Raw genomic sequence first — 320 nt, forward strand, 5'->3', positions numbered from 1 at the left:
GCGCCGATCAGCTCGCGGCCATCGGCGAGGGCGAAACGCAGGGGCTCGCGCTCGACGGTGCGGTAGCCGGCCAGGTCCTCGCGGGTCCAGATGCCGCCGGCGGCGCGCACGCCCTCGACCAGTTTCTCGGCGACTTCGCCGCGGTAGAAGCCATCGTGGCCGTGGGCCGCGAGGCGTTCCAGGGTCTCGGCCAGCTCCGGCTGGCGCAGCCGGTGGCCTTCGGCGGGCAATTCGCCGGCGGCGAGGAACAGCCGCGCGCTTTCGGCATCGTCGCGCAGCGCCGCCAGACGCCAGCCGGCACGCTGGCGGTAGACGGCATC

Annotated in this window: 1 protein-coding gene; it reads right to left on the reverse strand. The window is 74.7% G+C overall.

Features of this window, described 5'->3' with window-relative positions; genetic code table 11:
- The coding region (locus IN820_RS22615) for a gamma-glutamyltransferase (protein ID WP_235989129.1) at positions 1-320 on the reverse strand (320 nt) is incomplete at both ends.

It is taken from the genome of Pseudomonas lopnurensis, assembly GCF_015070855.1.
GTDB lineage: Bacteria > Pseudomonadota > Gammaproteobacteria > Pseudomonadales > Pseudomonadaceae > Stutzerimonas > Stutzerimonas lopnurensis.